Origin of the sequence: Chitinophaga polysaccharea, assembly GCF_902150045.1 — a bacterium.
Lineage (GTDB): Bacteria > Bacteroidota > Bacteroidia > Chitinophagales > Chitinophagaceae > Chitinophaga > Chitinophaga polysaccharea_A.
The window spans coordinates 2,164,215-2,187,591 of record NZ_CABFVU010000001.1 but is presented as its reverse complement, the minus strand read 5'-3'; the positions used below and the strand labels follow the sequence as shown (position 1 = coordinate 2,187,591).

The window sequence follows — 23,377 nt, the reverse complement described above, 5'->3', positions numbered from 1 at the left end:
TAGTTGTTTGTTTACATGCCAGCGCCCAGGAAGAATTCTGGAGAAAACCTGGCCAATTGAAAGCAAATTTATCCCTGTTGGGAGTGAATGCAAATTACGAATTGCGGCTGTTAAAATATTCAACGCTTAACCTGGAGGCAGGAGTTGAAATGGGCCTTTCATATTCCAACAGCAGCTATTTTGGAGAAGACTGGGAGTTTGCGGCTTATCCGGTTTTTTCGGCGGAGTTCAGACAGTATTATGGTATTGCCCGCCGTGCTGAAAAAAACAAAAGGATAGATAACAATGCCGGTAATTTTTTCAGCCTCACAGGCGGGTACATTGGCGAACCCCTTACATCTACCAAATACTCCACTGGCAGCGTATTTATCACGCCGGCCTGGGGAATGCAGCGTAGCTGGGGGCGTCGCTTCAGTTTTGAAGGCCGCTTTGGTCTTACTTTTTTCCCCAAAGAGTACGCCGATGTGGTACAGCCGAGTATACGGATCAACTTCGGGTATATAATCCTGTAACGGCGCGTTTTCGTAAATTAGCTGCTTAAACCGTGAGAAATGTCTTCCAGGATAATTAAGCAGGTAATAGTGATGCGCAAGGATCTGAATATGCGCAAGGGAAAAATGATCGCACAGGGCGCGCATGCTTCGATAGCCTTTCTGACGAGGCATGCCACCATTAGTGGGCATACATTGCAAACCAATATCAGGAACCCGGAAGAGGTATCGGAGTGGATGACAAAGGGATTTACGAAGATCTGTTTGTCGGTAGATTCTGAAGAAGACCTGGAGCGGGTATACCGGCAGGCGGTGGAAGATGGGCTGAATGCTACGCTGATCACAGATTCAGGGTTAACTGAATTTGGTGGCGTGCCCACCAAAACCTGCTGTGCCATTGGGCCTAATTTAAACGAGGAGATAGACCGGATCACAAAAGATCTGAAGCTGCTTTAATCTTCGTTGCCTACCACATCGGTTTCCACTACCCTGCCTACCTGTCCGTCTTCCAGCCGTACTTTAATACCGCGGGAATGATAGGCAGCAGAGGTGAGCAGATCCTTTACGATGCCATATGTTTTTTTACCGCTGCGCTGGTCTTTTTTCAGGATGATGGCCACTTCCAGGCCAGGGTAAATATCTTTTCTGTATTGTCCGTTCATAAGTGCAAAGCTAAATATTTTTTAAGGGAAGATGATTATTTCTGCATAAATAAAAGAGGCGGATCAATTGATCCACCTCTTTTATTTAGAGATAAAAATCTGGCGCAGCTGATCTATCAGCATACCGTTTCCGCTTACACTGATGTTGCTGATCTTCTCCGCGATCTTTTCCACATACTCCATTTCCTTCAGCTTAAAGAGCATCGGGTTGTCTTCCATCAACTTAGCGGTATTCAGCAGGCTCCTGGTGCTGGCGGTTTCTTCCCGGCGCATGATGATATTGGCTTGTGCCTTCTTTTCGGCCACCAGTACCTGGTTCATGATGTCCTTTATATCGCCTGGCAGGATAATATCCCGGATACCGAAGCCGGTTACGCTAGTACCGAGAGCTTCCGCTTTTGCGGTGACGGCCTTCAGGATGGCAGGCGCCAGGGTATCTTTCTTTTCCAGTAATTCATCGAAGTTCAGGGCTGCGATATATTCCCTCAAAGCCAGCTGGAACAATACATATAACTGCCGCTCGTATTCCTTGTTTTGCAAAACGGCCTTGTTGATATCGGTTACACGGTATTGTGCCCATGCGTTCACCCGCAATGCCGCTTTGTCTTTGGTCAGGATTTCCTGGCCGTTCACTTCCACCTGCAGCTGGCGGGTATCTACTTTACTAATGGTGATGGTGATATTATTCTTCCACCAGAAGTAAACACCGGTGTACAGGGTCATGGCATACTTACCATCTACCAGCATGATGGCCTGTTCGTAGTTTTCCACGCTGAAGGATCTTACGTAAGGCGCTACCAGCCGGTGGCACAAGGTAGACCGGTCTATATTTTCAGTGATCGCTATTTTAGAGATATCGGCACGAACAAACTTGTTGTCGATGATATTTTTCCAGAACGTATAACGGCCGGTAGTCAATACCTGCTTCAGCAAGCCATTTTCATAGTGCAGCACGATTTCGGTTTCTTTTACTTCCACAACCTGCAATGCGTTCATCACATCTGCATCCTGCAGGAGAATGTTCAGCTCAACCGGTGCAATGAATGGTTTGTTGATATCGTAGATGGTCACATCTTCGTTGATCAGCCAGTGGCGGCCTACCTGCAGCATCCGCTGGTATACGCCGTTCCTGAATACCAAACCTCTTTCGTAGGTGTTGATGGTTACTCTTTTCATTTTCTTCAATTTTTGGGGTGTTGATAATAAAGCCAGCGCTGCTGTCTGGATGGCGAACACGGAAACAGGTGCAGCTCAGTGATTACGCATCACTCAGGGCGGAAGTGCCAAGTGATGGTAAGGAACTGATGTATTCCCTGTTTGCGGGGTGTTTTCCCTCCTGCCGGGTATCATCCTTTTGATGAAGTGGCGGGGCAGTAAGCCCTGGCTTTGTTTGTTTTTGTTAAAGGATTTTCAGTCCTTCTGATTTTAATCTCCCTATGAGATTGTCTATTGCTCTACCAGATGAGCTACCGTTTTTCAAGAACGGAAAGGGTTCGAACCTTTTACCCACAGACTATGTGTGCAGGAACCCTGTTTTTGCAGCAACAGCATACAATTCGTTATTACGACTGCACTGCGGAGTATGGTGATACTCCAGCCTGGGTTGCTGGAAACGGCAGTTGTTCCTGTCTTCCTGATGAGGAAGCTTTTCAGCAAATGCTTTTCATCTGCCTGGTGGATGAAGCAGGGGTCGAACCTGCACGGGCGGTGCTTCAAACCGCTGCTCTACCATTGGAGCTATTCATCCTGTTTGTTGGTGTGAGTAGCGGGATTCGAACCTGCTAAGCCTTTAGGGGCGATGGTTTTACAGACCATTGCGACACTCCCGCTTCGCCGTACTCACTTTGGGGTTTAGGTGTTTTTGGGATTATGATGGGTGCAGGCGGGGTTCGAACCCTGATCTTCCGGTTCACAGCCGGATATTCTGCCATTGAACTACAAGCACCATATTTTAGTAACCCTGACTGGACTCGAACCAATAACTTTCTGCTCCAAATGCAGACGCGCTAACATTGCGCCACAGAGCTGTTTTGAGTGGTCCGGATTGGATTTGAACCAATAGCCGGCAAGTGCTCTGACCATTGAGCTACCGGACCGGATTTGCCTGTTGCTGTGCAGGCATAAAAAAACCGGGCGTTCAGTACGACCGGTTTCTACGTATATACATAAGCGTTACTCATGTTCGCCGACGCCGGTGTCGTTGATGAATAAATTGGCAGCCATAGTTAACCAATAGCAATGGTTTGCTATGATGGCTGTTAAATTGTATTTTATGTGTATGCATTTGCATGCGTATTTTCAGTTTTAAGTGCAAATAAAAATCCCCGCAATCTCTTGCGGGGTCTGTGTTATATCGAATTCGTTTATCTCAACTTATTCTTCAGCATAACATGCCCCGCCACTGGTATAACCTGGTGTCAGGCTAAACTGGTGTTTTGAATGTATGTTAAAAATTGAGCGGTGCATGTTTGTTGTTTTTTGTTAATGCAAAGGTGGGGATATTTTTTTAATATCTCCAAATATTTTTCAAAAAATTTTTTCTGGATAGGTGTGGAAGAGGGAGAAACAGATGGTTAGATAGATATTTACAAGAGAAAGAAATTCGTTTAGTCGTGTTATTTACTGGCATAAAACAATACCAATTGTTAATCAAATACAAATAGTGCGCTTATAATAAATATTTCGGAATGCTAACTTTATCAAATGTTTGTTAACGTCGGATTAACAAAAAGTTTCCTTTATTACTCTTATTGGTAAAGGATTTGAAATTTTTAGACTTAAAGCTCATTTTGATTTTTAGAATTAAAATTTTCCGTTAAGACTTCCATTTTAATGATGAATAGTCATTTCCTTTGAGATCTGAAAATGAAATTTATGAGTCCCATTTTTGCCTTGAAGCAAGAGTTTCGATATAAATGTGAGGCATATACGATAATGCCGATATCAGTTTGTAAAACTTTGATTTATCACCCAAGTAAATATAACTATGAAAAATCGTATCCTACATGCTGAGGACGATGTCCTGTTTTCGGGCATTGTAAAAAAGATACTTCAGCAACAGGGTTTTGAAGTGTATAGTGTCTTTGACGGGGAGCAGGCATGGCAGCTTTTTAACGGAATGAGATTTCATTCATGTTTGTTGGATATTATGATGCCAGGGCTGAATGGAATTGATCTTGGAGAGCGTATTCGCACTCTGGACAAACAGATTCCCATATTTTACCTGTCGGGAGAAGATATTGCGATGGTGTCTGCAGAAGTGTTCGGGAGAGGAGGTGCAAATGGTTATTTCCCTAAAACCTTCAACCTGCGTGAGTTGACAGGAAAATTACAAGCTTCTTTAATTCATATCAATAATTACGCTTTATGGAAAGAATTATAAAGACGTCCTATTATGATCCCGAAGCTAATGAGTTTTATGCCTCTCATGGCAGACCCAGGAAAGTTGCGCCGGAAGTTAAGAAAGTGTACAAGTGCCTTTATGATAATGCAAATAAATTAATCAGTAGAGAAGCTATTATGGATAATGTTTTCGGGAAAGATAATCACGATATAAACAAATTGTATGTATACATATCCAGGATCAGGCGAATTATCAAGGATCACTTCGGTTCAAGGATACATAATGTACGTGGTAAGGGATATAAACTGATTGTGCCCGTAACGTAGGAATCCTCTGTTTATCCCTATATTATTTATTCCAATACCTTGTTATCCTAATGGGATATTTTATTATATTCGTTTCCTGTTTAGTAAACCCAAAGTATAACCGTTAACCATATTTATCTACTACAAAACTAATAGTCATGAAACTCCTTAGAACATTGCATCATCCGGATGGTGTGCGTTCATCAGCCGAATATGAAATAAGGGATAATAATGTTTTTGCCACTGTCCACCATCCCGGTGGATCTGCTCCCCTGCCCTGGTATGAGGTGAGAGAAGATAAGCTCTATCCCACTATCCATCATCCGCAGGGGCGGAGCTCATTTCACTGGTTTGAAATTAATGACACGAGTATCAGGCCTTCCATTCACCACCCAAAAGGCAGTGATGGGTTGCCATGGTATAAGATTGTGTAACCGCTGAAGAAAATGGGTTTATGAAGCTGGCCTGGCATGGATGCCGGGCTTTTTTTATAGCATTTTTGCACTGTATTTTATCTGGATAAATAAGCATTGACCCCGCATTCGAATCTTCTCATCCGTCCCGATCCGATGTTTGCAAGCCTGCTGCATACCCCTATACAACCTGCTTTGGGGTCAATGCTACTCATTTGAAGTGGAATCAAAGCGGTATGATTAACGCCTTATTTACAGGCTTTTCTAAACTTAACAGGTAATTGGCGTCCAATAATTTTAGCAGTTCATTGTAAAGCAAAAGCAGATCGGCCCGGTGCAGGGCATCTTCGTATTGGGTATCCTCCGCAGCCAGTGTTTCAGATAACCACAACCAAAGCGTTTGCCTCGCTGCAGCAGGTGGAAATAGTTCGCAGAAGCGGCTAATGGCCAGCATAGGATCCACAGACTCCTGTTCGGATAAAATGTGTGTAATGAAATAATGACGGTGAGGTTTGTATAACAATAGATTTTTATTGTGCTCTAAGATAGTAAAATTATGATAATAAATGTGATTTTAATCCTTTTAAGTAATGATAATGTGCTTATTTGTGTGATTTTAATGATGCTATAATGATTTTGCTTATGCTTATATTGTTGAAAAATATGCTTATAAAGCAGTTATGGCAGATCAAGTATTCAATAGAATAAAAGCAGTGCTCGCTGAAAAAGGCAGAACAAATAATTGGCTGGCGGAAACTTTGGAAATGAATAGAAATACTGTATCAAAGTGGTGTACGAATCAGATGCAACCAACCATAGAAACATTGTTTAAAATTGCGCAGGCCTTAGATGTAGAAGCAAGAGATTTACTGGTACTAAGAAAAACTAAATAACCCGTTATTTGTCAAACCCATTGCCATATAAAGAGCAGCTTCACCTGCTCCGCCAGCAAATTCCAATCGGTATCCGCCAGGGTATCCAGCTGCTTAATCAAACTAATGGGGATGTTGATGAGGCCCGGCTTATATTTGAGGCTGCAGTAATTGAAACTATCATTCAAAAAATGGCCGTATCCGCAGATACGGCCAGGAAGTATTTAGCAATACATCACTACGATATTCCCCAAACTATTGCCAGTATTAACACAGAACGTTTCACTTTATCTGAACGTATCTTGCAAAGATCGAAGAATAATAAAGAAGATGCGTTAACGCTGATTGTGCAAAGCGTTGAATCTTCATCCGGTATCCAAAGAGAATTCTGGTTGCCTTTGGAAGAACTGGCATATTTACCTCCACCTGTGTATTGCTTATTGGTAATGTATGAATTTTTAAACTATGAAGATTGGGAAGGTTTTGCCAGCGCTATTTACTTCTACTCCGGTATAGTCACCATCCAGCTGGAAACATTGCCCGGATTGGAGTTTGTAGCAAATCACCTGCGCGAGGCAAAAAGGCGTAGCGACGAAATTTACCAGCAGTGTAAAGGATGGCAGGCGTCGGAGATATCCAATAAGGTAGCGGATGATGCGGAGTTTGGTAGACACCAGGCAGTGTTTAATGCTGCGAAAACAATGATCATTAACGGGTTGTATAGTTTGGTGATGGAGCATGTTGGGGTGTTTCCTTAATTGAGTCACTATATTTTATAAATATTATAATGCTAAAAGACTAAGCTGTATTTGGTCATGAAATGAAATTGCTGGTTTATTTATTTGAATAATCATAAGGTAAAATGTTAGTTTGTCAGGATAATATAAAGACCTGATCATTAGACTTCATATAGTCTTCTGCTATTTCACTAAATGTATCAAACATTCTAGATATAGATCGTTGTTCAAGTATAAATTGCTCCATTCCATTAATTATGTTTGTACAATGCACCTGATAGCCTTCTAGATGAAAATGAACCACGACTTCATATGATGGGTGGTTATAATGCCGGTGTTTTCCTGCGGAGATCACAGCATTGCGCCCATCAGTTTTTTCTATTAAATCCCAGAAATATCTATGGTGATTTTTTATCGATCCATGATGCGGAAGCTGACATACAACGAATCTCTTGCCGGAAAGCTGCGCGACACTTCGGTGAACAATTCCTTGCAATGCAAAAATTTCCGCGTCAGAAGTAAGAAGCACATAACAATTATTTATATTCAAACGGAATATCGCAGAGAGGAGATTGGCTGCCTGACTAGCCTCTTTGCTATTAATATCCGGTTCAAGCTTAACAAGCCTCATATATTCTTGTATATCATCATGCGATGGAGCGAGGCATCTGAGATGAATATGTTCTTCTAATTCTAAGGTTTTGTCATCTATCAACCCGTCCATTCTTTTAATAAGGCCCGAACGCTTTAAACGTGCCCATTTATCTACTATTTTCCGTAATAGAAGAGTATCGCGTCTATCAGTTTCGAAATACTTCCAAAATTTTTTCCCACCTTCAAAAAGCATTGTATGGGCAACGCGATGTACAGTTATATTTTTGCATTCTACATACTCGAGAAGCTCAAGCAAACCGGAATAGTGATCACGATGGGGGTGAGTTAAGACAATAAATTCAATTTCTTTGTAACTCTTCTGTTTAAGATGTGTAAGCACAGGATTATTTTTTCCTTTTTTACTACAGTCCACGATACCAATCTTTGCTACCCCATTATGTGTCCATTCCAGTATAATTGAGTCTCCTTGTCCTACATCCTTGAATGTTATTTTCATTATCAGTAATTAATTATCAATCAGGAAAGAAACATCGTCAAGGTCCTCAAAATCATCTGGTTTAATAAATAGATCTGATCTGTCTATATCATCATGGAAAAAGTCGATAGTTCTGCTTCCGGATTTCGTTTCTATTCTGATTGTTAAAAAGCTCCCTTTTTGGTATTTGAAATTTTCCAGAAGTTTAAGATCGAATCGGCGAACTTCAAATGTAGATGTTTCTTTATGAATAAGACAGTTGATAAGTACACAATCTTCCTCTACTGCAATGATTCGCCCATGAAATTCCTGTACAATTGTTTCTTCCTCTTGTTTATTTAACAATCCAAGTTCATTAAGTAATCGATCGATATCATATTTATTTTCACCCGATAATCTGTAGTCTGGTTTTGATCTTGCTTCCACTTGATATGGCATTGGAGATTCCATTTCTCTCATTTTTTGGAGTAGCTCATCTGTATAGCTTTTATCTTTCGACCATATCACCAGGAAATATTTCTGACCAGCCGGAACAATTTTTGTAATCCATTGTATACAGGCATGTACATCAAATTCTGCCCCAAAACCAGTGTTATAAAATAGGTCCAAAAATACAAGTTCTGTCGTGGTTATTGGAGTATCTGGATATGCAGGTTCCACGTAATCAACTTCAAAAAATCTCGTCCCGATATTCCGTTCTGTGAAAAATTCTTTAAGAGGCTCGGCCTCTTTTTTAATATCGTCAATTAAGATAATCTGTGGTCCAAGTACTGGTCGCATATTTATACTTTTTTATTGAATATTAATTCCACTGCAGCGCCATCATACATTTCGGGAACTCCTCTTGTTCTTAATATTTCTTTATCATGAATGATATTTAGTTTCCCAAACTGAATCATAATTGTATCTATCAAATATAAGCCTATCCCTATGCCATCCTTTTTTCTTGAGAAAAAGGGTAATACAACATCTTCTGTTTTATCTTTAAACCCAGGGCCATTATCAACCACAAGAACTGAAGTAATGTTCCCTTCCCGAGCGGTTGATATGTAAATACCGCTTTGCTGCCTGTATACAGTCCCTAACCAATACAGACTATTATCTAAAAGATTCATTATTATAGTAATCAATACTCGTTTATCCGCAATTATTTTATCTGCATTGTCACTAATATTAGCTTCTACAGCAATTTTATGATCACTTAATCTTGTAGTATAATTTTTTATTGCCTGATTAATCACTTCACGAAGTGATATCTCTTTATTGCCTCCTTTTTTCAGCACAGATAGGATTCCTTGAACATAATCATTGAGTTCGTCCATTTGTCCACGCATTTTTTTTATGTCCACGGGCATTTCGCGAATGCTCTCTTGCATTCTCGGTACGAGCTTTTCAATTTCATGCATGGCAAATGATGCTGTCATTCCCACACCGGCTGGTATTAACAAGTTATTTCGGTCTTGTTCATATCTTTCTTCTACTTTTTCCGTTTCAGTTATTAGCTCTTGTTTTTGTATCTGCTGTAATTCCAATTTTAGTATTAAACTCTTTAACGCAGATATACGTGACTCAAAGGATTCCTGGGGGCCCGATTTATTAAATCTTAACCATTTTTGGCGATCGGATTGCCGTTCAGCACTAAATTGAGTAAGAATAAAATCTAATATAACTCTAAAGTGATTATAAGCATCATTTTCAATAAATCCCTCTCTATTAGTTTTTTCAATTAACGCCCCAGAAGTAGCCGGATCCATATAAATATATCCAATATTTTGATTATTAGAAAACCACTCCTTGTTCTGTATGCGTTTCAAATCGAGTCCCAGCCAGTCATTACCAGGATCTCCATAATCATATACACGCAAGTCTCCTTTAAAAACCTTTATACCGGCATGATCCTTCAATAACTCTCTCACTAATCTTGCTGAGTCAGTTGTATCTCTGAGAGATTCCGCGTCAAGATCAAACGAGTATATTTCAAGCATCAGATTACCATAAGGCATTGGATGAGATAAGTATTTTTCGATCATTTCCTTAAGTAAATTTGGCTCATAGCCCTTATCCCTGAAGGAGCTTTCAAAAAATGGCTTTAGCTCCTGCTTGATATTTCTTTCATATTTTGCTTTATCTATTGAATCTGTTGTTTGTTCATTAATATCTCTATTGCCAATCTGTGGATTATTCTTTAATAGAAAACTGTACTCAAAGGTCATTTTATAGTTTTCGTCTATCAGTACGGCCAACTTATAGGGGGCTGATTGCAGAATCTGTTCCGTTTCGGGGAAATGATCCAGCCAGTTATTATTAAAGTTGAGATCAATTTTGAACTTGCTAGGATCATTTTTAGGAGACAACATAGAGATTGTGTTCCGCTTAAGTTGTCTGGCCATCCCTCTCGTCCACTCTTCTTTTAGATCGCTTATCTCTATATATGTTCCTGAGTCGTTTTTAAACCTGAAATTTTCTTTGTTTCGGTTTTTATACCAAGTTATATTAACATCTTCAAGATATCTGCTTTGAGAAAACCTTCTCCAATCAATATCAACAATAAGCTCATAATCAAGTAACTCTTTACTGATAATATTTTCATTATTATCTGTATGAATTATTGCTGGCCTTGAGTACATTCTGATCTTGTTCCCTAGCTTATGTACTGCAAACCGGCCAACACCCTTTTCTCCCATTGGAATCCGTTTAAAAAGGGGACTTCTTTTTATAACTCTTATTCCTTCTTCGCTAATTGGTTTTCGAAAATCACTGCCAGGCTCGAACCAGACGTTTTCCAGCACTTCTTCAGTAATACCGGTGCCTGTATCTTTTACAATGATTGTGGCTTCCTCAAGATTTTCTATATTTTTGAAATTTACTTCTACAGATTTTGCATCAGCATCATATCCATTTTTTATTAGTTCATAAATTGCCATGACCGGATTTTTTATGAGCTCTTCTCCCAGTAAAATAAGGATATGGGCTTTGGGCCTGAAACTAATGATTTTCTCTTGGTACCCTGTTGGAATGAGAGCGTCTATATCCGTATCTTCCACAGTATCAGGGACTAAATAACTCTCGTTTCCAAGGGGTGTTAGTAGATTTTCAGTTTTGCTAAAAGGTGAATCAGTCTGATTACTTGGCAACAGATTATTTGTATCTTTTCTGCTAAGTCCGAAAGTTTGAAGGAAATATTGTTTGTCGTCGGGGTTTGTAAGACAAAATCCAGCATATTTTGTTTCTTCCAGTTTTACGATGATTACTAGATCGTCTTCATTAAAGGTTCTGCCGAGGTTTGTAATCCTGTATTCGTTACGCGTTTTACGACCATAATAAATAAAACGGCACGCTTTGGTATCTCCATTCCACCAGGTAATATCTACCCATTTCTCTAACTGTTGTCCTTTTACTCCGGGCTTGTTGAAAAGTAATGGTATAGAATTACGGGGAATATATAATCCTGCCTGATGCCCACCTGTCGTCCCGGCGTCATTTGAAGAAACAAATTTACAGAAGCTCAGTATACCTGAGTTTACAGCAGCTATGGCACCCTGCAGTTCGGTCATAATTCGAAGTTATAGTTATAGAATCCGAAAATAAGATTTATATATTAAAAAAAGCAGAGCATGTTTTCAAAACATTTATTTTACCTCTTACGCAAATGTTCATGTATAAAGCTTAATATCATGAATATAGGGTCTAATAAAAATAAAATTTCTTTCTTTTAGACAAAAGGTAAACATCCCGCACGTCCAAATGCCTCTTTGAGACTCATAACTAAAATAATCTTAGGCGTTGCCATCATTTTTCAAGTTTTCTAGCGTATGAGATTCGGATTAGTAAGATTCTAGGTACTAATTTTTTGGGGTGTGCTTATTAATGTATGACCAATCGGAGTAAATTACTTTTTAATTATAATGTATATCCCAATTCAGAACTCATAATTTGTTTTCTTAAAATCAGATTCACGAAATCTTTTAAGGTTAAAAGCTCGCTACGCTGGGTATCGGTGAATGTTTGGTGAATTTCGTATGGAACAACTAGTTGGAGATTCCGGGAGCGCATTTCTGCAGTTTGGTCTTCGCTGATTCCAGGTTCTAATGTCAGAAGATGTTTATGTGAAATTCTTGCTGCTTCGGATAGAACTTGCCTCCATCTATCTTTGAGAGATGTTTTTGCGCCTAGCATGGTCAATAATTCTGATGGATATGCAGGGGTGTGATAATACCTTACATCTGGGAAAAGAAAGTCTGGTTTTGACTTATTTTCGGTTCTTTTACCTCTGGAAAAGGAAATATTAAGAGTGTCGAAAATATACTTTATGTGTTCTTCAAATGCACTTCCAGCCCGCGCTTTTCTACGATTTTGTATGCTTAATGAATAGTTTATAAAACCTTCTACATCTGGGGCCTGGCCTTCAACCATGAATCCTAGCCGCAAGCGATCTGCTATGTTATTTTTCTCTATGCACTTAAATAGCTTTTCTTCCCAGTTCATGAATTGCAATAGTGCATGATCTGGATCTTCTCTAAGATTGACTGCTATAGGTAATGTTTGACGTGCATAATGTGAAAATTCAGTGGTTGAAGGTAAATTGCCCGAAAATTTTGCTACTAACCTATTAATTATTTCTTCTTCTGGCTCCTCAATCTCCACGCCTATCTCCTCTAAAATAAATCTTGCAGAAAAATCAATGGATCTGTCTTTAGATGAATAAATATCCGATAAGGTAAAAAGATTTCCTTCAGGGGGAGTTAAATTAAAGAGCCAGTATAATTGATTCACAGCTGTACTTGTGGGGGGGCTTATAATTATTAAGAGGGTGTCGTTTGTTTTACGTGCAACAAACATAATATCTCCTTCCTTTGCTTTTTGGGTAACTTCATTGTTTTTAAAGTATAACCTGTATTCGGGGCTTCTATTGGGCTTATTTATTCTAGCGTTATACCATTTTACCTCCCCGTCTGCTGCAAGGCTTTCATTTTCTTCTCCTAGCCATATATAGCGACAACTAAATTTTCTATCCTCAGTTGTTCGGATAAGTCTTTTTAGTTCCTTTGTACCGTTATATTCATGTTGCGTGGATTTTGACTGGATCACTTCTACTGACCGAAGTGTTTTAGCAACAACGATTTCAAAATACTGAGATAGATGACCGATTCTCATGAATTTAAATTACTGTTTCCGGATGATCGAATGGAATCAACATTTGTGGATCATTGGCACGCATTACACGAAGGAGATAGGGTCTTATAAATTCGGCTATGGCTTTTGCTGCCGGTACAACGACAGAATTACCAAATTGGCGATAAGCTTGAGTATCAGAAACAGGAATTTTAAAATTCGATTCATTCGGTAAATCAAACCCCATTAGTCTTGCACATTCCCTTGGAGTTAATCTCCTGGGCCTCATACCATTTTGATGGATAAGTATTTCTGATCCGTCCTTATGATATCTGGCAGAAAGAGTACGGGTGACATCAGTTGGGCCAAAAACACTGAATCCAAAACCATTTCCTTTAGCGGTGTGTTTTTCTTTGTATCCCTTTAGGTATGACCATAGTTTTTCAGATAGAGTATACTTTTCGGCTACGATGCCATCTCCTATGGTATATGGGGATGAGTCTTCTGACATTTCTCCAGGTTTATGCAATATGGAACCAAGTTTTGGCCCATCAGTAGTAGATGGAATAAGAAAGTCATCGAATTTAAAGCCTACATCTTCGCGAAAACCAGCTATAAAAACCCGCTCTCTGTGTTGAGGCACCCAGCTTTTTCCGTCTATAACTCTATAATCAATTTTATAGCCCAATTCCTCCGTGAGCGTTTTGCATATTATATCAAATGTTCTTCCTTTGTCATGACTTTTTAGATTCTTTACGTTTTCAAGTAAAAAGCCAGCAGGTCTATGATGCTCTATGATCTGCGCCAAATCAAAAAACAGTGTTCCTTGCGTTTTATCCTTGAATCCGTGTGCACGTCCAAGAGAGTTTTTCTTAGAAACACCAGCAAGAGAAAATGGTTGACACGGAAAACCACCAACCAAAAAATCATGCCTCGGAATTCTGTCTAAGGCTTCCGGGCTATTTGTATATTCGCGGATATCACCGACAACAGGATGGTCACAGGCATAGTTTGCCTGATAAGTGATCCGGCATGATTTATCCCACTCACTTGTAAAGAGGCATGTGCCATTTATAGATTCAAAAGCTTTTCGAAAGCCGCCGATTCCAGCAAAGAGGTCAATAAATGTAAATGGATTTTGAACGGGAGGGGGAGCAACCATATTGGCAGCCCTTACTATCTCTTTTAAGTCTCTGATAATTAATGGATTAGGGGATGATGATCCTTTTTGCCATCTATAAACCGTCCTGAGGCTTACCGCATATTTCTCTGCGGCATCCTTGCAGGATAATCCTGAACCTTCTAATAATTCTGCGAATTCACTCATCTGGGTCTGTTTTTGACATTTTGACGCAATTAACAATAATTTTCTTTACTAAAAAAATTAGTTTTTTATTTTTTCAATTAATTGCTCAAAGAGGTTTGCCATTTTCGTTTTTTTTAGTTCACATTCCCAGATGATGATTACTTTCCATCCCTGTTGATGTAGAGCTGCAATAGCATTATTATCATTGTCTATGTTTTTGTTAATCTTTTCTAACCACCAATTAGTCCTAGTTTTAGGGACTACAAAGTATCTGCAATTACTATGCCCGTGCCAGAAACAACCATTGATAAAAATTGCTGTTCTATATTTAGTAAGAACAAGGTCTGGCTTACCTGGGAGGGTTTTTACATGTAATCTATAACGAAATCCTTTTGAATGGAGATATTTACGAACCAGTATCTCGGGTTTTGTGTCTTTCCCCTTTATCTGGCTCATATTATAACTGCGGGTTGCCTTATTGTGGACATCTGTCATCAGATTGACGTTTGCGACATTTAAATGCAAATAAAATTACTATAACTAAATAATAAAGTATAGAATTAATTACGAAGTTGACAGCCAATTAATTGTTTATAAATGTCTCCCCCCTTTGCTAATCCCCTCTTTTCTCCCTATTTTTACCATAATGTCCACGCACCGTCCAAAACAATCTCACCTCCAACTTAAGTCAGTATTTGACCTGCTATACGTGCGCCTTTGCCGGTTTGCCACTCTTTTAATTGCCAATCCCGCCATGGCGGAGGATATCGTTCAAAAAGTGTTCGTAAATTATGAGCAGGAAGATGACGATTTTCCCGCAATTAAAACTTACCTGTACAAAGAAGTGCTGAATGCCTGCAACCAACATACTGCAGCTGTTAAAACAGCCGTTATAAAGGCAGAGGTAGGCGGGGAAATAAACCGGGCTATCGCTGCGCTGCCGGAAGGCTGTAGTAAAGTTTTCAAGCTGAGTTATGTGGAAGAGCTGAAGAACGAAGAGATCGCAGCAGAAATGGCAATGCCGCTAAGCTGGGTGAAAACACAAAAAATGCGTGCATTGGAATTATTACATTGGCGATTAAAACCGGAAACTTTTCTCGTATTAAATTTTTTTCTTTCCATTGCAGAATGATCTTGAGTCATATCAATACGGAGCCCGGCTAATAGTAAAGTACTGGGAAAACACGCTTTCAACTGAAGAGAGTGAGGAGTTAGAGGCATGGATAGCTGCCAGCGAAGAGAACCGGTTGTTATTTGCGGAGCTGACAAAGGAAGCTACCTTAAAAGAAGAATTGCGACAGATAAGCAGGTTCCATCCGCAGCGGGCCTGGAAAAAGATTGAAGCTGCACGTAAGGAAAAGAAACAGGTTCCCTGGGTGGGTGTTGTTGCTACGTTGATCATGTTACTGCTGGCCATTACCTTAAAATGGTGCTATCTCCGCGAGGCACCGCCGGCAGATAAAAAAACAGATAATAGGGGTATCAGCCGCTGAGCCGCGTCAGATAAGGAAAGAGGGATTACCTCTTCTTTCCGCCATAGGTTTTATAGAAGGGTGTATCAAAATTAGATACACCCTTTTTTATTTGGTTACCTGATGAAGGCCGGAGATCGTTTAAGCGAAGCTCCGCGCCCCATATTTACTTATTTATATCCGGCCGCCTGCAGCTCAAATAATTCGGCATACCGCCCTTTGCGGGCAAGCAGTTCTTCGTGGCTCCCTATTTCAATAAGGGCACCACGTTCCAGTACCAGGATACGGTTAGCCATGCGTACTGTAGAAAACCGGTGCGATATCAATACTGCGGTCTTATCGCGGGTAAGATCCGCGAAACGGAGAAATACATTGTATTCTGCCCGCGCATCCAGGGCAGAAGTGGGCTCGTCCAGTATCAGCAATTGGGCATCTTTCATGTAGGCCCTTGCCAGGGCTATCTTCTGCCACTCGCCACCGGAAAGCTCTATGCCCTGGTTAAAGCGCCGGCCCAGCATCTGGTCGTAGCCGAGCGGCATTTTCTCTATAAGCGGGGAGGCAAGACTTTGCCTGGCGGCATCTTCAATCATCGGGAGGTTATTGCTTTGGGTAATGTTGCCTACGGCAATGTTTTGCGAAACCGTCATCTGGTAACGCTGGTAGTCCTGGAATATAACGCCTACCTGCGTACGCAATTCCTTCAGATCGTATTCCCGGAGATCAATGCCATCGAGCAGAATATGGCCTTCTACCGGATCGTAGAGGCGTGACAATAGTTTCACAAGCGTGGTTTTACCAGCGCCATTCTCCCCTACCAGCGCTAATTTTTCACCGGGATGAAGCGTGAAGCTAAGATGCCTGATGGCCCATTTATCGGAATTAAGATATTTAAAACCCACATCCTCGAAAGTAAATCCCTGTTGAATAGGTCGTGGAAATGCCCGCGGATGAGGTACGGGAACCATTTTAGGCTGTATCTCAAAAAACTCAAACAAATCGCGCAGGTAAAGAGCGCCCTGTGTAACGCTGGAAAACCGGATAAGGATGCCCTGGAAGGTAGTGCGTAACTGCCGGAAAGATCCCGCAAGAAAAGCCAGGTCGCCGATACTTAGATGCCCGTGGATCGTTTGCAGGATAATGATCACATAAGCGGCATAATATCCGGCTGCACCTACTATAGCGAAAACGGTACCCCAGATGGAGTCCCGGATCTGCAGCGCTTTTTTATCAGTATAAAATTTATTGGAGATGAACTTAAAACGGTCTACCAGGAAATTGGAAAGATCAAACACTTTCACTTCTTTTGCGGTTTCATCACTGGCGCCGAGATAGCGGATATAATCCAGTTCACGCCTGTCGGATGTTTGGCCCCAGGCCAGTTTGTAATACAGGTCGTTGAAGTGCGACTCATTCAGGAAGGCCGGGATCACTGCCAGCAGCAGTAATAATATAAGCCATGGGTTGAATAACACTAGCCCTGCTGCAAGAAAAACAATCGTAATAATATCCTGCACCTGGCTCAGCACCTGTGCCAGCAACACCGTTCTGCCACTGGTTTGCTGCCGGGCGCGTTCCAGTTTATCATAGAATTCTGCATCTTCAAACTGGTCGAGGTCTAGTTGGGCAGCATGTTCCATAATTTTTACGGAGGTGTGGTTGGCAAACAGATCGCCCAAAAGTCCATCCAACAGTGAAATAGCGCGACTCAGTGCATCAGATATTATTGCCAGGCCCAATTCCATCGCTACCAGTTGCCACAACCACGTAGTAGAGTGCCCCGGATCTTTGGCGAGATGTACTACCTGGTCAATGATCAGCTTGCCCACATACAATAATGATAACGGCATGGTAGCCTGGGCTACTCTCAGCACTGTATTGGCTATGGCCAGCCCCGGGCTGGTTTGCCATACCATCCGGAAAAATGCCGGTAAATTACGAAGAGCGGCCAGCCGCTCTTTGAAGGTTAATTTTTCATCTTTGCCCGAACGTTTTTTCCGGGGATTTGCCATTGCGCTCATGAAGGTAATTTACGAAAATTGCCTTCATGAGCACATAGGTGTATTGTGTAAAAGGATTTTGTTATTTTTGATTTTCATGTGAATAAACCGGAATGCTATGTTATTACTGATCGTTTCCTTACTGGTAGCTTGTTGTGTGATCGTTGCCGGCGTTGTGTACGCGGTGAATGAACAATCCAGAGAATGGGCGGCATCGGAGAGTTAATACTGCGCCTATATTGCAGCAGTGTCCTGGCCCGCCTTCGGCGGGTAAATTGTCCTGGAGCAGGATTATGATGATTATGCTGATTTGTTTGATTTTATTATAGCAGGTGGTTTATCTGTTGATGTCTAAACCAGCTAGAACTCTGATTTCAGCCGGAAGAAACCCCTGTAATTATTTTTCCCGCCGACCTTTTGGAGCAGAAAACGGGATAGATAGAAATAACCTGGAGCTTTACTTCAGACAGAAGAGTCCCTTGCAATTATTCGGGTCGCTGCCCCTTTGAAGCACAAAAACAGAATAAAGAGAAATAATCCTTCAGGTAGAAGAATCCCTTACAATTATCTTAGCCACTACCCCTTTGGTGCGCAATACACATAGAAATAACCTGGATCTCTGATCTCCGGTAGAAAAATCCCCTGCCATAGATTCACGGATAAAAGCACCTGAATCTTCCCTGATTAATAGAGGGATACGCTACACAGCCGCGTTATACCAGCGTATTGGGGCTTTATTTAATTAGCATTTATCGATATGCGTGAAAAAAGAACAGTGCTGAATTACCTGGCAGAAAAGGAATGGCTGATCATGAGCTTATGGTTTGGATTATCCTTTATTGGCGCCATCCTGGAGATCTCCCGGCATAACATCAATAATTATCTCATATTTAAAGACGTATTTTTTCACGTCATACACCAGCAGCCGCTATACATCCCCTACCCGGCCGATTATTATGATGTGAATCTTTATGGCCCGGTATTCAGCATTGTCATTGCCCCGTTTGCAGGGCTGAATACCAACCTGGGTGCAGTACTCTGGTCACTCTCCGGCTCAGCTATTTTATTTTATGCCATCCGGCAATTGCCGCTCACACGTATGCAGCAGAATATCATCCTGTTGCTGTGTTCTATGGAACTGATGGGAGCCGCCAGCTGGTTCCAGATGAACCAGTTCATCGGCGCTTTTATTATCCTCACTTTTACTCATATCATCAAAGGAAAAGAGCTTTGGGCGGCCTTCTTTATTGTTTTGGGAACCCTTACAAAATTTTACGGCATCGTAGGACTGGCCTTTTTCTTTTTCAGTCCCAATCCCAAACGCTTTATCGGCAGCCTGTTTTTATGGGGCGCAGTAATGTTTGCACTGCCCATGATCATCTCTTCTCCCCAATATATCATTCAATGTTATTTTGATTGGTATGCCGCACTGGTACACAAAAATGAACTGAATGAAGGAGCCAATATCCTGTTCCAGGATATATCTGCCGGAGGCTTTATTAAAAGGGTATTTCATCTGCCGGGACTGAGTAATAACGTGGTACTCATTCCCGCAATAGTGCTTTTCCTGTTACAATATACCCGGCTGAGCGACCGTTATAACTCCCGCTACCGCCTGTACATACTCTGTTCTACGCTGATGTTCCCTGTGTTGTTCAGCACCAGCTCGGAATCGCCTACCTACATCATTGCCATACCTGCAGTATGTATCTGGTATGTAATGCAGCCATATACCAGGTGGAACAACATATTTATGTTTTTCGCCATTGTCCTGATCAGCTTTTCCCATTCAGATGTAGTAACGCCGTGGGTAAGGAGGAACATAGCGATGCCATATGCCGTGAAAGCCTTTCCCTGCCTGGTTTTATGGCTCATGATCGCTTACAATATCTACACCCGGAAATATTTGCTGAAAAATGATGCTTCTCCCGCGCCAGTCAGGGAGCTGGAGCCCGCCGCCGTATTGTGAAAAAATTAACTGAAAAAGTAATAATCCGGGCGTAAATTGCCGGATTATTAAAGGTTTTTGATTATGAACACGGGATTCAAGATAGGTAGCGCATTTGCGTTATCTGCGATGCTGTTTCACGGCATTCAGGCAAATGCACAGAGAAAATCAGCACCATTGCCAGGCTTTGTTGAAAGTAAATCAGTTGCTTCGGTAGATCCTTATATCGGCTCCGGGGGGCACGGGCACGTATTTGTTGGCGCCAGCGTTCCTTACGGCGCAGTACAAACCGGCCCTACTAATATTGTAAAAGGTTGGGATTGGTGCTCAGGATATCACTATTCAGACAGCGTTTTAATAGGCTTCTCCCAGATGCACCTCAGCGGAACCGGTATCGGCGACCTGGGCGATGTGCTAATTATGCCCTACACCGGCAACGTTAGAACCAACCGCGGCACACAGGAGAATCCAACTTCAGGATACGGCTCCCACTATTCACACGACCGGGAAACCGCACGCCCCGGCTACTATGCAGTTCAGCTGGATGATTACAACATCAAAGCTGAACTAACCGCTTCAGAAAGAGTGGCTTTTCATAAATACACCTTTCCAAAAGATCAACAGGCTAACATCATCATCGACCTCAAAGAAGGTATAGGATGGGATGCGCCGGTAGAAACATTTATCCGCCAGGTAGATGAATATACTCTTGAAGGCTACCGCTACTCCAAAGGCTGGGCGGTAGACCAGCGTCTTTGGTTTGCCATTAAATCCAATGTACCGGTAAAGCAATTCCAGGTATTTGACGGAGATAATAAACAAAACGGGAAAGAAGTAAAATCGAAAGAAGCAAAGGGCGTGATCGTATTCGATAAATCGCCCGGACAGGTGATGCTGAAAGTAGGCATCTCCCCGGTGAGCAGCGAAAATGCCCTGGCTAATATCAAAGCTGAAATTCCAGGCTGGGATTTTATCAAAACCATCAACAGCGCCAATGCCAAATGGGACAAGGAATTGTCTAAGGTAAGTATTGAAACAAAAGATGAAGCCGCCCGCCGCGTATTTTATACGGCCATGTATCATACCATGATCGATCCTGCCCTGTTTAACGACCATGACGGCAGCTACCGCGGCACTGATAAAAAAGGATATTCCAATCCCGGATTCGATAACTACTCCGTATTTTCTCTCTGGGATATCTATCGCTCCTGCGCACCTCTCGCTACTATCCTGCATCCTGAAAAGGTGAACAGCTTTGTGAACTCAATGCTGGCCATTCATAAACAACAGGGAAAATTACCGGTATGGCCGCTTATGGGTAACGAAACCAACTGTATGGTGGGCTACCATGCAGTGCCTCCTATTGTGGATGCATACCTGAAAGGATTTAAAGGATTCAACGCAGAAGAAGCATTCGAAGCCATGAAAGTAACTGCCAACCGCGACGACCTCGGGCTGAAATACGTAAAGGAACTGGGTTATATTCCCGCAGATAAGGAATATGAATCCGTTTCCAAAGCAATGGAATATGCTATCGACGACTGGTGTATTGCAGCCATGGCAAAGAAACTGGGCAAAACAGCCGATTTCGAATACTATAAAAAACGCGCGGCTTATTACCGTAACTATTTCGACAGCACTATCCGCTTTGTGCGTCCGCGCATGAGCGATGGCAGCTTCAAAACACCTTACGATCCGTTTAACTCCATCCATGAAAAAGGTGATTTCACGGAAGGTAACGGTTGGCAATACACCTGGCTGGTGCCACAGGATGTGGAAGGCCTGATCCAGCTAATGGGCGGCGACGATGCATTTACCCGTAAGCTCGATAGCCTCTTTACTGCAAAAGGCGATATGGGAGCCGAAGCCTCCAGCGATATCTCCGGTCTTATTGGTATGTATGCGCATGGTAATGAACCGAGTCATCACGTTACCTATATGTACGCTTTCTCCGGCTATCAATGGAAAACCGCAGAGAAAGTAAGACAGGTAATGAAAGAGTTCTACTTTGATCAGCCGGAAGGTCTTGCTGGTAATGAAGATTGCGGGGCTATGTCTTCCTGGTACGTATTCTCCTCGCTTGGCTTCTATCCCGAAAACTCCGCCAGCGGCATATATGTATTAGGCAGCCCGCTGTTCGACAAGGCATCGATTAAACTCGGTACAGGTAAAACCTTCACTGTTCAGGCTATTGATAACAGCGCAGAAAATATCTACATCCAAAGCGCTACGCTCAACGGTAAGCCATATACGAAAAGTTTCATTACCCATCAGGACGTGGTGAAGGGTGGAACGCTGGTAGTGAAAATGGGTAGCAAACCCAATCTCAATTTTGGTAAAGCGGTTGCTGACAGGCCGTCGAATGCGCTTTAAGCGGATGTTGTCTGACTCAGGATTATGCTGATTTGTTTGATCACTTTGGATCTGAAAGATTAGTGGGATATAATCGAATAATTTTTCTTCCTGTGGGTTAAAAATATTTGGGGAGATATAAGCAGGTAATTGCTTTTATCTCCCCAAATATTTTCCAAATATGCTAAGCATTTTCACCCAGCACCCGCAACACTTCCGGTGTTACTTCACCAAAAATAGAAACACCTGCTGCTCCATTTTCTATGGCCAGTTTCACGGCTTCGCCGAGATCAGTATAATTGCCGTGGAAGTCGGGAAGATACAAGCCGGCATACAACGGGAATGCCCCATGTAATTCCTTCACGCCTTCTGCTACGGCGTCTCCGATCCAGCTTACATTTTCCTTATAAAAACCGTGATAGATCATCGGGCAAACAGCGTTCAGCGGCCAGTTGGTCCAGTCCTGGCGAACAATACGTTTAGCAATTTCGGGTGTGGGGAACACCGCTGCTGAAATAGGCTTTTTATGTTGCCTGGCCACCGCTGCAAGATTACTTACTACGTTGGTGATCCGGTCGTATCGGAACTTCCGCCAGGAAGGGCTTTGGTCCGGATGCTCCATCTGCAGCGGATCTACGCCGCTTTTTTCTTTATACGCATTACGGCATTGCCCGCAATAACAGAAATCATATTCCGGTAATTCTTTCGACTGGTCAATGCCATAGTTACTCCAAAGATTAACCGGTAATATCACATCACAGAAACGTACATAGTCGAGGTGAATGCCATCTACATAATCCAGCGAAAGGATTTTCTCCACCTGGTTTTTCAAATAGTTCACCACTTCCGGTTTGCTGGGGCATAACCAGCGGTAGTAATCTACATAAGGGGGATGATTGGCACAGGATTCACCTTTGCGGTTTTGTGCATACCATTCCGGGTGACTGGCCAGCAGATCTTTCTCTCCCCTGTTCATGGTCCACATCCAGCGGTGAGCCTTGATGCCATTGGCTTTGGCCATTTTAAAATGTAGGGGACTGTCTTCCTCAAACATAATATCAGTGATGCCTGCTTTACTATAAGCGGCATACCTTGCCTGCAACACGGTCGCAGAATCTTTATGATTAGGGTTAATCCACACCCGGTGCTGCACGGCATTTTTTTCCAGTGTGGGTGCTGCTTTTTCAGCAACTGCAGCGGCACTGGCCGGCAATGGTGGTTTTACCAATGCCAATCCACCTATACCCAATGATTTTATAAAAAGACGTTTATCCATA

22 protein-coding genes and 4 tRNA genes are annotated in these 23,377 nt (G+C 42.0%); 11 read left to right on the top strand and 15 right to left on the bottom strand.

What is annotated here, in order from left to right; genetic code table 11:
- The first annotated feature begins 56 nt into the window (after nucleotides 1-56).
- Nucleotides 57-512, top strand: a complete 456-nt coding sequence (locus FN124_RS08855) for a hypothetical protein (RefSeq protein WP_142684377.1) — start codon at nucleotides 57-59, stop codon at nucleotides 510-512.
- A gap of 39 nt (nucleotides 513-551) precedes the next feature.
- Nucleotides 552-947, top strand: coding sequence for an aminoacyl-tRNA hydrolase (gene pth2, locus FN124_RS08850; RefSeq protein ID WP_185937135.1), 396 nt, complete (start codon nucleotides 552-554; stop codon nucleotides 945-947).
- On the opposite strand, the gene FN124_RS08845 is transcribed toward pth2, so the two are convergent.
- From FN124_RS08845 to FN124_RS08815, 6 genes are all read right to left on the bottom strand, one after another.
- Entirely contained in the window at nucleotides 944-1,153 is a 210-nt protein-coding gene (locus tag FN124_RS08845; RefSeq protein WP_142684376.1) for a YwbE family protein, read from the bottom strand. The genes pth2 and FN124_RS08845 overlap by 4 nt on opposite strands.
- Before the next feature lie 81 nt (nucleotides 1,154-1,234).
- Entirely contained in the window at nucleotides 1,235-2,329 is a 1,095-nt protein-coding gene (locus FN124_RS08840; RefSeq protein WP_142684375.1) for a slipin family protein, read from the bottom strand.
- Between the two features lie 496 nt (nucleotides 2,330-2,825).
- A tRNA-Phe gene (locus FN124_RS08835) sits at nucleotides 2,826-2,900 on the bottom strand.
- A 7-nt stretch (nucleotides 2,901-2,907) separates the two neighbouring features.
- Nucleotides 2,908-2,996: transfer RNA gene (locus tag FN124_RS08830), tRNA-Tyr, on the bottom strand.
- A gap of 112 nt (nucleotides 2,997-3,108) precedes the next feature.
- A tRNA-Gln gene (locus FN124_RS08820) sits at nucleotides 3,109-3,180 on the bottom strand.
- Nucleotides 3,181-3,188: 8 nt separating this feature from the next.
- A tRNA-OTHER gene (locus FN124_RS08815) sits at nucleotides 3,189-3,249 on the bottom strand.
- 890 nt (nucleotides 3,250-4,139) lie between these two features.
- Here FN124_RS08815 and FN124_RS08810 point away from each other — a divergent pair.
- From FN124_RS08810 to FN124_RS08800, 3 genes are all read left to right on the top strand, one after another.
- On the top strand, nucleotides 4,140-4,535 hold the full coding sequence (locus FN124_RS08810) for a response regulator transcription factor (RefSeq protein ID WP_142684374.1): 396 nt from the start codon (nucleotides 4,140-4,142) through the stop codon (nucleotides 4,533-4,535).
- Nucleotides 4,520-4,822, top strand: coding sequence for a winged helix-turn-helix domain-containing protein (locus FN124_RS08805; RefSeq protein ID WP_142684373.1), 303 nt, complete (start codon nucleotides 4,520-4,522; stop codon nucleotides 4,820-4,822). The genes FN124_RS08810 and FN124_RS08805 overlap by 16 nt, the downstream gene beginning before the upstream one ends.
- Nucleotides 4,823-4,959: 137 nt before the next feature.
- On the top strand, nucleotides 4,960-5,235 hold the full coding sequence (locus FN124_RS08800; protein ID WP_142684372.1) for a hypothetical protein: 276 nt from the start codon (nucleotides 4,960-4,962) through the stop codon (nucleotides 5,233-5,235).
- Between the two features lie 205 nt (nucleotides 5,236-5,440).
- On the opposite strand, the gene FN124_RS08795 is transcribed toward FN124_RS08800, so the two are convergent.
- Nucleotides 5,441-5,737 carry a hypothetical protein gene (locus FN124_RS08795; protein WP_142684371.1) on the bottom strand — a complete coding sequence of 99 codons (297 nt, stop codon included), beginning with the start codon at nucleotides 5,735-5,737 and terminating at the stop codon, nucleotides 5,441-5,443.
- 157 nt (nucleotides 5,738-5,894) lie between these two features.
- On the opposite strand from FN124_RS08795, the gene FN124_RS08790 reads away from it, so the two are divergent.
- Nucleotides 5,895-6,107, top strand: a complete 213-nt coding sequence (locus tag FN124_RS08790) for a helix-turn-helix transcriptional regulator (RefSeq protein WP_142684370.1) — start codon at nucleotides 5,895-5,897, stop codon at nucleotides 6,105-6,107.
- An 8-nt stretch (nucleotides 6,108-6,115) separates the two neighbouring features.
- On the top strand, nucleotides 6,116-6,844 hold the full coding sequence (locus FN124_RS08785) for a hypothetical protein (RefSeq protein WP_142684369.1): 729 nt from the start codon (nucleotides 6,116-6,118) through the stop codon (nucleotides 6,842-6,844).
- A gap of 115 nt (nucleotides 6,845-6,959) precedes the next feature.
- Here the strand turns inward: FN124_RS08785 and FN124_RS08780 are convergent, their stop codons facing one another.
- From FN124_RS08780 to FN124_RS08755, 6 genes are all read right to left on the bottom strand, one after another.
- Nucleotides 6,960-7,934, bottom strand: a complete 975-nt coding sequence (locus tag FN124_RS08780) for a ComEC/Rec2 family competence protein (RefSeq protein WP_142684368.1) — start codon at nucleotides 7,932-7,934, stop codon at nucleotides 6,960-6,962.
- 9 nt (nucleotides 7,935-7,943) lie between these two features.
- Nucleotides 7,944-8,693, bottom strand: a complete 750-nt coding sequence (locus FN124_RS08775) for a hypothetical protein (protein ID WP_142684367.1) — start codon at nucleotides 8,691-8,693, stop codon at nucleotides 7,944-7,946.
- A 2-nt stretch (nucleotides 8,694-8,695) separates the two neighbouring features.
- Nucleotides 8,696-11,467: an EcoRII N-terminal effector-binding domain-containing protein gene (locus tag FN124_RS08770; RefSeq protein ID WP_142684366.1), complete on the bottom strand. Its 2,772-nt coding sequence runs from the start codon at nucleotides 11,465-11,467 to the stop codon at nucleotides 8,696-8,698.
- 346 nt (nucleotides 11,468-11,813) lie between these two features.
- Nucleotides 11,814-13,067, bottom strand: a complete 1,254-nt coding sequence (locus FN124_RS08765; RefSeq protein ID WP_142684365.1) for a type II restriction endonuclease — start codon at nucleotides 13,065-13,067, stop codon at nucleotides 11,814-11,816.
- Between the two features lie 4 nt (nucleotides 13,068-13,071).
- Nucleotides 13,072-14,352: a DNA (cytosine-5-)-methyltransferase gene (gene dcm, locus FN124_RS08760; protein ID WP_142684364.1), complete on the bottom strand. Its 1,281-nt coding sequence runs from the start codon at nucleotides 14,350-14,352 to the stop codon at nucleotides 13,072-13,074.
- Nucleotides 14,353-14,409: 57 nt separating this feature from the next.
- Nucleotides 14,410-14,826, bottom strand: a complete 417-nt coding sequence (locus FN124_RS08755; RefSeq protein ID WP_142684363.1) for a very short patch repair endonuclease — start codon at nucleotides 14,824-14,826, stop codon at nucleotides 14,410-14,412.
- Nucleotides 14,827-14,977: 151 nt separating this feature from the next.
- Between FN124_RS08755 and FN124_RS08750 the strand changes: the two genes are divergently transcribed.
- Both FN124_RS08750 and FN124_RS08745 read left to right on the top strand, forming a co-directional pair.
- Complete coding sequence (locus tag FN124_RS08750) at nucleotides 14,978-15,463, top strand: sigma factor-like helix-turn-helix DNA-binding protein (RefSeq protein ID WP_142684362.1); 486 nt, start codon at nucleotides 14,978-14,980, stop codon at nucleotides 15,461-15,463.
- Nucleotides 15,453-15,824: a hypothetical protein gene (locus FN124_RS08745; RefSeq protein WP_142684361.1), complete on the top strand. Its 372-nt coding sequence runs from the start codon at nucleotides 15,453-15,455 to the stop codon at nucleotides 15,822-15,824. The genes FN124_RS08750 and FN124_RS08745 overlap by 11 nt, the downstream gene beginning before the upstream one ends.
- Before the next feature lie 149 nt (nucleotides 15,825-15,973).
- Here the strand turns inward: FN124_RS08745 and FN124_RS08740 are convergent, their stop codons facing one another.
- Complete coding sequence (locus tag FN124_RS08740) at nucleotides 15,974-17,821, bottom strand: ABC transporter ATP-binding protein (RefSeq protein ID WP_260607371.1); 1,848 nt, start codon at nucleotides 17,819-17,821, stop codon at nucleotides 15,974-15,976.
- Nucleotides 17,822-18,557: 736 nt separating this feature from the next.
- Between FN124_RS08740 and FN124_RS08735 the strand changes: the two genes are divergently transcribed.
- Together FN124_RS08735 and FN124_RS08730 are read left to right on the top strand one after the other, a co-directional pair.
- On the top strand, nucleotides 18,558-19,769 hold the full coding sequence (locus FN124_RS08735; RefSeq protein ID WP_142684360.1) for a glycosyltransferase family 87 protein: 1,212 nt from the start codon (nucleotides 18,558-18,560) through the stop codon (nucleotides 19,767-19,769).
- A 63-nt stretch (nucleotides 19,770-19,832) separates the two neighbouring features.
- Nucleotides 19,833-22,121 carry a GH92 family glycosyl hydrolase gene (locus FN124_RS08730; RefSeq protein ID WP_142684359.1) on the top strand — a complete coding sequence of 763 codons (2,289 nt, stop codon included), beginning with the start codon at nucleotides 19,833-19,835 and terminating at the stop codon, nucleotides 22,119-22,121.
- Nucleotides 22,122-22,284: 163 nt separating this feature from the next.
- Here the strand turns inward: FN124_RS08730 and FN124_RS08725 are convergent, their stop codons facing one another.
- Nucleotides 22,285-23,376: a family 10 glycosylhydrolase gene (locus FN124_RS08725; RefSeq protein ID WP_142684358.1), complete on the bottom strand. Its 1,092-nt coding sequence runs from the start codon at nucleotides 23,374-23,376 to the stop codon at nucleotides 22,285-22,287.
- Nucleotide 23,377: the final 1 nt, after the last annotated feature.